This is a genomic window from Lysinibacillus sp. NPDC096418 (assembly GCF_044762775.1).
Lineage (GTDB): Bacteria > Bacillota > Bacilli > Bacillales_A > Planococcaceae > Lysinibacillus.
In genome coordinates this window covers 32,211-44,333 of record NZ_JBIWEY010000036.1, presented here as the reverse complement: position 1 = coordinate 44,333, position 12,123 = coordinate 32,211, and the positions used below count along the sequence as shown (strand labels likewise).

Below are 12,123 nucleotides of genomic sequence, written 5' to 3'. Positions count from 1 at the left end.
GGATCAAACTCTCCATAAAAGTAGTTTGAAAGCTCATTAGCTTTGCTAGCGTATCAACTAAAAGTTGATATCTATTTATTACTTATGTTTTGTTCGCTAACTTAGTTGTTAGTTACTTAAAACGTTATTGATTACGTTTTGCTTGTTCAGTTTTCAAGGTTCATTTTTTTTCGTTTAGTGCATCACCTCTTGGCGACTCATTTATAATATCAATATATAAAAGCTATGTCAACACTTTCTAACAAAAAATATAAATCATTTTATAAATCTCTAAAACACACCTAACTTACTGACCTTTTTAAAAGCCCATAAGACATTAAACACCATCCAAGTACATAGATATGGAGTCATTTACTATAGTAAATTATTAAAAATGAAGACATGCTTTAATATCACTACATAAAACCATAAATACTTTACCTATACCTAAAGCAGATACTCAACACTACTTAGTCGTAGTTAAAAATATATATTGAGTGTGTTGATAAACTAGCTTTCACCACTACTGTAGAAAGTTGATTTCCACGATTGAGCATCTTACTGCTTCTCTTTTGTTGCAAAACACAATTTCGTTAACATTCCGGTAAAATTGGATCCCCCTTTGCCACAATTACTAAAAGTGGAGATACATATTCTAATTCGAATATGAGAACAAACAGTTTCTTAGCACGTGATAACCCTCTATTGCCTTAATCATCACAACAGCGAAAATACTATCTTTATAAATGTAATATTTCTAAAAGCTTCATACAAAAAGAGATAAATGGTTTTTTATACTCCTCAATTCCTATACAAATATAGCGTTTATTATTTTTTATAAAGAAAAAACGACAAGCAGATAATTCTACAGTTGTCGTTTTCATTAATACTATTCATTTGTAATTATACGAGAAATATAAAATGTGCGATTTTTCCCTAAATCAAAAATTTCACCTGTACTGTTTAATTTAATAAGTGGACGTGTTGGCGCGAACTTATTGACAAACATCACTTCGCCACGTTCTAAATTGGATAATTCTACAATTGTACCAATAGGCAAATCTGCAACAACGTCAATTAAAGCACGCACTACTTTAATATCAAACTTGCCGAATTCAGATTCATTAATCATTTCAATTACTTTAAAAGACGACTGTTTTGAGCGATATAACCGTTCACATGTCATTGCATGGAAAACATCAGCTACAGCAATGATTTGAGCAAATATTGATATATTCGCTATTTTTTCCCCATTAGGGTAGCCGCTACCGTTTAATCTTTCATGATGTTGGAATATTGCCTCTTTCATCGTCTCTTTTAAAATTGTTAAATCTTTAATCATATTGAAACTATAGATCGGATGCTTCTGGACCTCATCAAATTCTTGTTCTGTTAGAGTTGTCTTCTTATCACGAATACGTGGATGTATTTTAGCCATACCACAATCAGCTAATAATCCTCCTATGGCGATTTGTAATGTCAGACCTCTATCATAATTTAATTTTTGAGCAAGCACCGCTGATATGAGCCCTGTAGCTACACAGTGATGATATAAGTAATCTTTAGGGTTAGAGTATTCATTTAAATCAAAAATAATTGTACGATCTTCTAATACTATATCGATTAACGGCAAAATAATTGCTCGAGCCTTCGTTATATCTACCTTTGCGCCAGCTTCCCAATTTTTAAATTCCCTTTTAAATTGCTCAACAGCATTAAAGTAGATTGTCTTAAAAGTTAATATAGCTTCTGGTTGAACATCCGTAAGTGAATCGTCTGTTACTTCTGTTAGATCCCCATTGGATGCTTCTTTATATACTGGAACTTTGGAAATATTAAATGCATTAAACACATGTAAATGCTCATAAGAGATTACTGTACCTTTAAAAAATATAGGATACTGAGTATTTGAAAATATGTCTTCTGAAATAACCCTTCCTAAGCGCAATTCTGATATTGGAACTTGCATTGTCTCCACGAAATTACCACCTCTACATGATCTTATTTACATAAAATTAAGGCTTTTCTATATTTTATCATGAACTTGGGACAAATAATTTATTTTTCATAAAATCTGAAATAAATAAAACCGATGATATTTGTATATCATCGGTTTTATGGTTTATTCTTCTATCTGTTCAGCTCCAGAAGACTCATCAGTATCATCTTCAGGTGCATCTTCTTCTTTCTCCACTTTCGCAACTGTTGCAACAAGTTCATCGTCCCCCAAACGAATTAAGCGAACCCCTTGTGTGCTACGGCCAATTAATGAAATATCATTAACATCCATACGAATTAACATACCATTAATCGTAATTAACATTAAATCTTCAGTATTATCAACCGTTTTTACAGCTACCATTGGACCATTCTTATCTGTGATTTGGATTGTTTTCAATCCTACACCGCCACGACTTTGTAAACGATATTCTTCTTCAGAAGTACGTTTACCATAGCCCTTTTCAGTCACAACTAAAATTTCTTGCCCTGGCTCTACGATTTCCATACCAACTACTTCATCGCCTTCACGCAATTTAATACCACGTACACCACCTGCTGTACGACCCATTGAACGAATATCGTCTTCTTGGAAACGTACAAGCATACCATCTCGTGTACCGATAATAACTTGCTTAGAGCCATCTGTTAAACGAACAGCAATTAAATCATCCTCTTCACGTAAACTGATGGCAATTAAGCCGTTTGTACGTATATTTGCAAAGTTTGATACTGGTGTTCGTTTTGTAATACCCGTTTTTGTAGTAAAGATAAAGTAAGCATCTGCATCAAATGAGTCTACTCGAATCATTGCTGTTACTTTTTCGCCTTTTTCGATATTCAATAAATTAACAATCGGTAAGCCCTTCGCTGTTCGACCATACTCAGGAATCTCATAGCCTTTAGCACGGAATACTTTACCTTTTGATGTAAAGAATAAAATTGTATCATGCGTTGATGTGTTCATGAGATGCTCTACAAAATCATCTTCGTTCGTACCCATACCTTGTACACCACGACCCCCACGCTTTTGACTACGATATGTATTCGCAGCTAAACGTTTAATATAGCCATTATGTGTTAGAGTCACGACTGAATTTTCTATCGGGATTAAATCCTCATCTTCAATCATTTCCATACCGCCTGATGTAATTTCAGTTCGGCGTTTATCATTGAAACGCTCTTTAATCTCTAAAATTTCAGTACGAATGATATTAACGATTTTTGCTTCATCTGCTAAGATCTCTTTCAATTCAGCAATAAGTACTTGTAGCTCTTGATATTCCGATTCGATTTTTTCACGTTCTAAACCGCTTAAACGAACTAAACGCATATCTAAAATAGCTTGTGATTGACGTTCTGATAAATTGAAACGCTCCATTAACAACGGCTTCGCTTCATCACCACTACGAGAACCACGAATAATCGCAATAATTTCATCAATATGATCAAGTGCAATACGTAAACCTTCTAAAATATGAGCACGGTCTTCAGCTTTCTTTAACTCAAATTCCGTACGACGACGAATAATGACTTTTTGATGTTCTAAGTAATGATACAACATTTCCTTTAAGCCCATTACTTTTGGTTGTCCATTCACAAGTGACAACATATTAATACCAAAACTCGATTGCATGGCAGTTTGTTTATATAGATTATTTAATACAACATTGGCATTAGCATCTTTACGAACTTCGATGACTACGCGCATACCGCGGCGGTCAGACTCATCACGTAAATGAGTAATGCCATCTATTTTTTTATCGCGCACTAGTTCAGCAATCTTCTCAATTAACTTCGCCTTATTCACTTGGTAAGGGAGTTCATGAATAAGAATTGTCTCTTTACCGTTTGCCTTTTGTTCAATCTCTACCTTAGCTCGAATAACGATAGAACCACGGCCTGTTTCGTATGCACGACGGATACCGCTACGCCCTAGAATTAAACCACCAGTCGGAAAATCAGGACCTGGGATGATTTCCATCAATTCTTCCGTCGTAATTGCAGGATTTTCAGACAGTGCTAAGACACCGTCAATTGTTTCCCCCAACTGATGCGGTGGAATATTAGTAGCCATACCAACCGCAATCCCGGCAGCGCCGTTAACAAGTAAGTTTGGATAACGACTTGGTAATACAATAGGTTCTCTTTCTGAGCCATCGTAGTTATCTGTATAGTCAATTGTATTTTTATTAATATCACGTAACATTTCCATTGCGATTCGTGACATACGAGATTCTGTATAACGCATCGCAGCGGCACCGTCACCATCGACAGAACCAAAGTTACCGTGACCATCAACTAGCATGTAACGATAACTAAAATCTTGCGCCATACGTACCATTGCATCGTAAATAGAAGAGTCACCATGTGGGTGATACTTACCCATTACGTCCCCGACAATACGTGCTGACTTTTTATATGCTTTATCAGCTGTGTTTCCTAGTTCCTGCATGCCATATAAAATACGACGATGTACAGGTTTTAAACCGTCACGTACATCTGGTAATGCACGTGAAACGATTACACTCATTGCGTAATCAAGAAAAGATGTTTCAATCTCTTTTGTTATATTAATTCCTTTAATACCGGAGCGTTCTTGTTCTGACACAGTGTTTATCTCCTCTCGAGAGAAAATTAAATATCTAAGTTTGCGTATACCGCATTTTCTTCAATAAATTGACGACGCGGTTCAACCTCATCACCCATTAAACGCTCAAATGCTTGGTTTGCCTGAATTGCATCATCCATTTCCACTTGTAACAAAGTGCGATACTCCGGATCCATTGTAGTATCCCAAAGCTGTTCTGCATTCATTTCACCAAGTCCTTTGTAACGCTGTACATTTGGTTTTGGCATTTTAGGTAAACGTTCTAAAATTTGTTGTAATACAATATCATCATAACAATATTCAATATGTTTACCTTGCTTCACCTGATAAAGTGGTGGCTGTGCAATATAAATATAGCCTGCCTCTATCAATGGACGAAGGAAACGGAAGAAGAATGTTAATAATAATGTGCGAATATGTGCGCCGTCGACATCGGCATCCGTCATAATAATAATTTTATGATAACGTGTTTTTTCTAAATTAAACTCTTCACCAATACCTGTACCGAAGGCTGTAATCATTGCTCGAATTTCTGCATTCGATAAAATCTTATCTAAACGTGCTTTTTCGACGTTTAAAATTTTCCCACGTAACGGCAAAATTGCTTGGAAGTGACGATCACGACCTGATTTTGCCGAACCTCCGGCAGAGTCACCCTCTACAATGTAAATTTCACATTCAGCTGGATTTGTCGAAGAACAGTCTGCGAGTTTACCTGGTAAGCTTGATACTTCAAGCGCTGATTTACGACGTGTGAATTCACGCGCCTTTTTCGCTGCAACACGTGCGCGCGCAGCCATCAACCCTTTCTCAATTACCTTGCGAGCTACTGTAGGATTTTCTAACATAAACCGCTCAAAACCTTCAGAGAATAAAGAGTTTGTAATTTGACTCACTTCTGAGTTTCCAAGCTTTGTTTTTGTTTGTCCTTCAAACTGTGGATCAGGGTGCTTAATAGAAACAATAGCTACTAATCCCTCACGCACATCTTCACCTGTTAGATTTGCATCCGCTTCTTTTAACAAACCGTTTTTACGTGCATAATCATTAATAACACGTGTAAGAGCTGTCTTAAATCCAGACTCATGGGTACCGCCCTCATACGTATTAATGTTGTTTGCAAATGAAAAGATATTTGAAGAGAAGCCTGCATTATATTGCATAGCAATTTCAATTGTAATACCATCTTTTTCACCAAAAACATCGATTGGTTCATGAATTGGTTCTTTTGTTTGGTTTAAATGTTCTACATAAGAACGGATACCACCCTCATAGTGATATGTAGTAGAACGTTCCTCTCCTTCACGCTCATCCGCAATAGTAATACGAATACCGCGATTTAAATAAGCCAACTCACGAATACGATGAGCTAAAATATCAAATTCATAGACCGTAGTTTCTTTAAAAATTTCAGGGTCTGCTTTAAAGCGAGTTGTTGTACCATTATGGTCCGTATCACCAATTACTTTTAATTCTTGAATTGTTTTTCCACGCTCAAACTTGATTTCATGGATATGTCCTTCACGATGTACTTGAACAATTGTTTCTAGTGATAATGCATTTACAACAGAGGCACCTACTCCATGGAGACCGCCAGATACTTTATATCCGCCGCCACCAAATTTACCACCAGCATGTAAAACTGTCATAATAACTTCAACGGCCGGTTTCCCCATTTTTTCTTGAATACTTACTGGAATACCACGTCCATTATCTTCTACGCGAATCCAGTTTTCTTTCTCAATTGTTACTTTGATGTCTGTACAGAAACCTGCTAATGCTTCATCGATACTATTATCAACAATTTCCCAAACTAAATGGTGAAGCCCTTTAGAACTTGTAGAACCTATATACATCCCTGGTCTTTTACGAACCGCTTCTAATCCTTCAAGTACCTGTATCTGATCTGCCTCATATGCTTGATCTTGTAATCCTTCGTTTTCTATAGCCACGGTGCTCATCTACCCCTTCATAACATCATTGTGTGTAAATGAATGAACAGTCAACCGAGCTGACTATTACCATTCGTTCATAATCTAAAAAAAGCATGTAAATACCCGTCCTCATTCTTATTACAGGCATATTATCTAAACAACTTATATTTCGTGTTGTACTAACATATCCTTAAAATATCAAAGAATATAGAAATAAAGATGCGTTATTTTAATCTTCACATGTAATTCAAAAGTAAGTTAAAGGTTATTATGCTTTGCTTAGATAAAAAGCTAATTTTCTATTCTTTATAAAAAACACTGTTAACTTTTATCTATCACACCTTGTTTCACGTGGAACAGTTGCGCATGTTCCATTGTTTCGTGGTGAATTCCGTCGACACTTGTAGTTGTTACGAACGTTTGAACTTCACCTTGAATTGTGTTTAATAAATGCGATTGACGATAATCATCGAGCTCCGACAATACATCATCTAAAAGTAAAATAGGTGTTTCATTCGTTTCTTGTTTTATCAATTCAATTTCAGCTAACTTTAACGATAATGCTGTTGTACGTTGCTGCCCTTGTGATCCATAAGTTTGGACATCATAGCCATTTACTAAAAACTGCAAATCATCGCGATGTGGACCAACTAACGTAACACCACGATCAAATTCACGATCTTTCACTTCAAGTAATTTCTTTTGCAAAAGATGCTCCATTTCACTCGGTGTGAAATTTTTCTCTATACCGCCAACTGTTCGGTATTTGATTAGTAAAGTTTCTTTTCCTTGAGATATACCAGCGTGAATTGGCTCTGCCCATTCTTGCAATAAATCCATAAATTGAAATCTTTTTTGTATTATTTGAATAGCTGCATGAATATACTGCTCGTTATAGACCTCATACATAACATCATTCATTATTTTTTTTCCTTGATGCATCTTCAAATAATGATTACGCTGCTTTAATACTTTTTGGAAGGTTAATAAATCATGTAAATAGACAGGCGAAATTTGTCCAATTTCCATATCAATAAAACGTCGCCGAATTTGCGGACTCCCTTTTACAAGATTTAAATCTTCAGGCGCAAACATAACCACATTCATTTGACCAATATAATGACTAAGTCGACTTTGCTCTATATGATTTATCTTACCCTTTTTACCTTTTTTTGAAATCGTTAATTCAATCGGGAGAGTACCATATTTTTTTTGAACGGCCCCTTCTATTTTACCATAGTCTGATTCCCAACGTATTAATTCTTTATCGTTCGTTGTGCGATGAGATTTCGCCATAGCCAATACGTAAATGGACTCCATAACATTTGTTTTCCCTTGAGCATTTTCGCCAATAAAAACATTAATTTTTGGTGAAAAGTCTAATGTTAAAGCATCATAGTTACGGTAATTTATAAGTTTTAACTGCTCAATGTGCATATTTATTGTCCAGCTGGTCCTACAATGCGAAATCTCCCGCATCCAGGAATATTTATGACATCTCCGTCACGCAGTTTACGGCCACGACGATCGTCTACTTCGCCATTTACATATACATCATGTTCTTGTAAAAACCATTTTGCCATTCCACCCGAGCTAATAGCATCTGTTATTTTTAATAGTTGTCCTAACGTGACGAATTCTACGTCAATTTCAATGTCTTTCACGACTTAGTCACCCTCCAAATACTGAATCTCTATCTCTCTATCATACCTAATAAATGTCCATAAGTAAAAAAAGATAGCCGCAACGAGCGACTATCTCCAAAAACTCTCAAATAAAAAATTAATAAGTACGTACAGGTAAGATCAATTGTAGGATAGCATCATCATGAACTGAACGTAAAATAAATGGTCTCATTGCGCCTGTAAATTGAAGAACAACATCTTGACCATCAATAGCTTTTAATGCTTCCATCATATACTTCGCACTGAAAGAAATTTTTAAGTTTTCGCCTTCTAATGCCTCTACTGGAATCTCCTCTTGTACCTTACCAATTTCCGGTGAATTCGACGAAACTTCAACCGCTTGGCTATCTAAAATTTCAAAACGAACAACATTATTACGATCGCCACGTGCCACTAATGAAGCACGGTCGATAGCTTGTAACAGCGCTTTACCGTTAATTGTTATATTTGTTTGATATTCTTCTGGAATTAGACGTGATGTATCTGGGTAATTTCCTTCAAGTAAACGAGAGAAGAATAGTACATCTCCTGTTTTGAATAATACTTGCTGACTTGTAATTACGATTTGTACAAGGTTTGTAGAATCTTCTAAGATTTTATTTAATTCATTTAAACTTTTACCTGGTATTACAACACTATGTTCAACTTCTGGTAAATCCTCTAAGTTTACTTTCCTTCTAGCTAAACGATGGCTATCTGTTGCAACACAGATTAATACATCGTTTTGAATCTTCCAGTTTACACCTGTCAACACAGGTCGACTTTCTGACGTAGCTACAGCAAAAACTGTTTCACGAATAATAGTTTTTAATAAATCAGCTGGTATTGTAAATTGTTGATCTTCAGTTAGTTCCGGTAATTGTGGATATTCTACAGCATCTGAGCCAATTAAATGGAATACTGATTTTCCTGAACGTATATGAGTTTGTAAACCAGCTGTTACCTGAATTTCAACCTCATTTGTTGGTAACTTACGAACAATTTCATTAAACATACGAGCTTGTACAACAATTGACCCTGTTTCAGTCACTTGAATAATTTCTTGTCCATCTTCTTCTACTGGGATAAATGTTTGAATTGTAATATCTGCATCACTACCAGTTAAACGCATACCTTCGTTCGTTACATCAATTTTAATCCCTGTCAATATTGGAATTGTTGTTTTTGAACTTACAGCTTTCATAACATCATTTAACCCATCTAATAATCGGTCACGTAAAATATTAAATTTCATAAGTTTAACCTCACATATTTATATTATTTATTTATTAAAAACTAAAAGATATAGTAATAGGGCCTGTGGATTTGTGGATAAGTCCCTTTAAGTCAACAAAATCAGTCTATCCACATGTAGATAGACTGTGTATAAGTTTGTGTTTAAAATACTAGATTATCCACAAGATTATTTTCCAAGCATGCTCCGAATTTGCTTAATATCTTGTTGTAATTGAGCGTCTTCTTTCAACATAGAAGAGATTTTCTCATGTGCGTGAATAACAGTTGTATGATCTCGTCCACCGAATTCTTCACCGATTTTGGGTAAAGAAAAGTCAGTTAGTTCGCGTGATAAAAACATGGCAACTTGACGAGGAAAAGCAATTAATTTCGTGCGTTTTTTTGCTGAAAAGTCTTCTAATCGAATATTAAAATGTTCTCCAACGGCATTTTGAATATCTAAGATTGATACTGTTCGTGGTTTTGCATTTGGAATAATATCTTTAAGCGCCTCAGCTGCTAAAGTAGCTGAAATATCTTTATTGACGAGTGATGAGTAAGCCACGACACGAATAAGCGCACCCTCGAGCTCTCTTATGTTAGAGTCAATTTGGTTCGCAATATACAGCATCACTTCATTAGGCACATCAAGACCATCTGCTTTTGCTTTTTTACGTAAAATTGCAATACGTGTTTCTAAGTCTGGCGGTGCAATATCTGTAATTAAGCCCCACTCAAATCGAGAGCGAAGGCGATCCTCAAGTGTCGGAATTTCCTTTGGCGGGCGGTCACTTGAAATGACAATCTGTTTAGATTCTTCATGTAAAGTGTTAAATGTATGGAAAAATTCTTCTTGAGTTGATTCTTTTCCTGCTAAAAATTGAATATCATCAATTAGCAGCACATCAACATTACGATACTTATTGCGGAAATCTAGAGCTTTGTTATCACGAATTGAATTTATGAATTCATTCGTAAATTTCTCTGACGATAAGTATACAACTTTAGCATTTGGGTTATGTTCAAGTACATAATGCCCAATCGCATGCATTAAATGGGTTTTGCCAAGTCCAACTCCCCCGTATATAAAGAAAGGGTTATAAGCTTTTGCTGGAGCTTCTGCAACAGCTAGAGATGCCGCATGTGCAAAGCGGTTTCCAGAGCCAATGACAAACGTATCAAATGTATATTTCGGATTTAACATACCAGGTGAAATATCGTGTTGATCGTTATTTTTAGCTTGGATAATCGGCGCTGGTAAGTCAAAATCGTCCGAATCCTGATTTTTTTGAACAACAAATTTAATAAGCAAGTCTTCTCCAGTAAGCTCCGTTAATATACCTGTAATCAAATGAATATAATGATTTTCAAGCCAGTCACGAGCAAATGAATTAGGCGCAGCAATTGTTACCGTCGTAGCACTACATGAAAGTAACTTTGTCGACTTTAGCCACGTTTCAAAGCTAGGTTTAGAAATCTTTTGTTCAACTTGAGCCAGGACATTATTCCATAGTTCTTCTAAATGTTCCAAGCTTCTATTCTCCTTTACAATTAAGTCCATGTTTAATAATTAGAATGTATTTTTTTATTTATTAAATTACGAGTAATTCGTTACTAATCCACAAAATCACAAACTGGGGATAAGTGTTACCCAAGGGCTGTGATAAAAATTATCCACAGCATATTAACAGTTGTGGATAAAAGAAAAGTCGTTTTTAGTTTTCAACAAAGTGAAGCACAGATAGCGTAACAAAAAAATCGAGGTTTTTCAATAGCTTAAGAAACTTATCCACATGATATTTATTTATGCACTTCAAAGTTGTCCACAAGTGCTGATTATGTGAAAAACCTGTAGATAACGTCTGTGGATAAAAAAACACGCAAAAATTATTATACACAGGAGTGTGCAGAAAAGATATTTATTTTGTGGATAAGTTTTATGTAGAGGTTGGGCTGTGTAATTTGTTAGTTGAAAGAAATTTATGAAATTCATTGACAAAATGGCCATTTACTTTATATAATATGCAGGTCTGTATGTTGAAAAATTCAACTTTCATTCAGGAGGTGTCTATATACATGAAACGTACTTACCAACCTAAGAAACGTAAGCACAGTAAAGTACACGGTTTCCGCGCACGCATGAGCACGAAAAACGGTCGTAACGTTCTTGCTGCTCGCCGTCGTAAAGGCAGAAAAGTTTTATCAGCATAAAATAAGTCCACTGAGCCACATCAGTGGTCTTTTTTTTCTTTATTTTAGGGTGAAAGTTAAAAATAAAGATCAATGATATTATTGCTAGCAGGTGAAAGAAATGAAAAAACGCCAACGAGTGAAAAAGAATGAAGATTTTCAAAAGGTGTTTAAAAAGGGGAAATCCTTTGCAAATCGCCAGTTTGTAGTTTATTTTTTACCGAAAGAGGGACAAACTGAGTTACGTATAGGTATATCAGTGAGTAAAAAACTTGGAAATGCGGTAAAACGCAATCAAATTAAACGCTATATTCGCCAAAGTGTTCATGAATTAAAAGATGAACTCAAGCAGAATATGGACTATGTTATTATCGCCAGACATCCGGCGGCCACAATGGATTATCATGAGGTGAAACAAAGTTTGCAACATGTATTGCGCATTGCTAAAGCTTTAAGGAAATCGTAATATATGCGGCGGAAAAGTGGCTATAGAGCACACTTTGGCGTAAAG

The 12,123-nt window shown here is 35.6% G+C and carries 9 protein-coding genes; 2 read left to right on the top strand and 7 right to left on the bottom strand.

Translation table 11 applies throughout. From position 1 onward, the window contains the following. Positions 1–868: 868 nt before the first annotated feature. From ACIQZG_RS20325 to dnaA, 7 genes are all read right to left on the bottom strand, one after another. Positions 869–1,948, bottom strand: a complete 1,080-nt coding sequence (locus tag ACIQZG_RS20325; RefSeq protein ID WP_402757293.1) for an HD-GYP domain-containing protein — start codon at positions 1,946–1,948, stop codon at positions 869–871. Positions 1,949–2,101: 153 nt separating this feature from the next. Further along, positions 2,102–4,588 (bottom strand): DNA gyrase subunit A, encoded by a 2,487-nt coding sequence (gyrA, locus tag ACIQZG_RS20320; RefSeq protein WP_402757290.1) that lies wholly within the window; start codon positions 4,586–4,588, stop codon positions 2,102–2,104. 26 nt (positions 4,589–4,614) lie between these two features. Then, the gene (gene gyrB, locus ACIQZG_RS20315) at positions 4,615–6,549 is read right to left on the bottom strand and encodes a DNA topoisomerase (ATP-hydrolyzing) subunit B (protein WP_402757289.1); all 1,935 of its coding nucleotides are present in this window, start codon (positions 6,547–6,549) and stop codon (positions 4,615–4,617) included. Between the two features lie 294 nt (positions 6,550–6,843). Next, the gene (gene recF, locus ACIQZG_RS20310; protein ID WP_402757288.1) at positions 6,844–7,959 is read right to left on the bottom strand and encodes a DNA replication/repair protein RecF; all 1,116 of its coding nucleotides are present in this window, start codon (positions 7,957–7,959) and stop codon (positions 6,844–6,846) included. 2 nt (positions 7,960–7,961) lie between these two features. Beyond that, positions 7,962–8,186, bottom strand: coding sequence for a S4 domain-containing protein YaaA (gene yaaA, locus ACIQZG_RS20305; RefSeq protein ID WP_402757287.1), 225 nt, complete (start codon positions 8,184–8,186; stop codon positions 7,962–7,964). A gap of 118 nt (positions 8,187–8,304) precedes the next feature. Continuing rightward, positions 8,305–9,441, bottom strand: a complete 1,137-nt coding sequence (gene dnaN / locus ACIQZG_RS20300; protein WP_402757286.1) for a DNA polymerase III subunit beta — start codon at positions 9,439–9,441, stop codon at positions 8,305–8,307. Positions 9,442–9,609: 168 nt separating this feature from the next. Further along, positions 9,610–10,983, bottom strand: coding sequence for a chromosomal replication initiator protein DnaA (dnaA, locus tag ACIQZG_RS20295; protein WP_402757285.1), 1,374 nt, complete (start codon positions 10,981–10,983; stop codon positions 9,610–9,612). Positions 10,984–11,498: 515 nt separating this feature from the next. On the opposite strand from dnaA, the gene rpmH reads away from it, so the two are divergent. Next, positions 11,499–11,633, top strand: coding sequence for a 50S ribosomal protein L34 (rpmH, locus tag ACIQZG_RS20290; RefSeq protein WP_099425702.1), 135 nt, complete (start codon positions 11,499–11,501; stop codon positions 11,631–11,633). Positions 11,634–11,733: 100 nt separating this feature from the next. Then, entirely contained in the window at positions 11,734–12,078 is a 345-nt protein-coding gene (gene rnpA / locus ACIQZG_RS20285) for a ribonuclease P protein component (protein ID WP_402757284.1), read from the top strand. The last annotated feature ends 45 nt before the right edge of the window (positions 12,079–12,123 follow it).

What these genes read in the sequence shown, in the direction of transcription:
- rnpA (WP_402757284.1), top strand. Translation starts at nt 11,734, where the DNA reads ATGAAAAAACGCCAACGAGTGAAAAAGAATGAAGATTTTCAAAAGGTG.
- rpmH (WP_099425702.1), top strand. Translation starts at nt 11,499, where the DNA reads ATGAAACGTACTTACCAACCTAAGAAACGTAAGCACAGTAAAGTACAC.
- dnaN (WP_402757286.1), bottom strand. Translation starts at nt 9,441, where the DNA reads ATGAAATTTAATATTTTACGTGACCGATTATTAGATGGGTTAAATGAT.
- ACIQZG_RS20325 (WP_402757293.1), bottom strand. Translation starts at nt 1,948, where the DNA reads ATGCAAGTTCCAATATCAGAATTGCGCTTAGGAAGGGTTATTTCAGAA.
- dnaA (WP_402757285.1), bottom strand. Translation starts at nt 10,983, where the DNA reads ATGGACTTAATTGTAAAGGAGAATAGAAGCTTGGAACATTTAGAAGAA.
- gyrB (WP_402757289.1), bottom strand. Translation starts at nt 6,549, where the DNA reads ATGAGCACCGTGGCTATAGAAAACGAAGGATTACAAGATCAAGCATAT.
- recF (WP_402757288.1), bottom strand. Translation starts at nt 7,959, where the DNA reads ATGCACATTGAGCAGTTAAAACTTATAAATTACCGTAACTATGATGCT.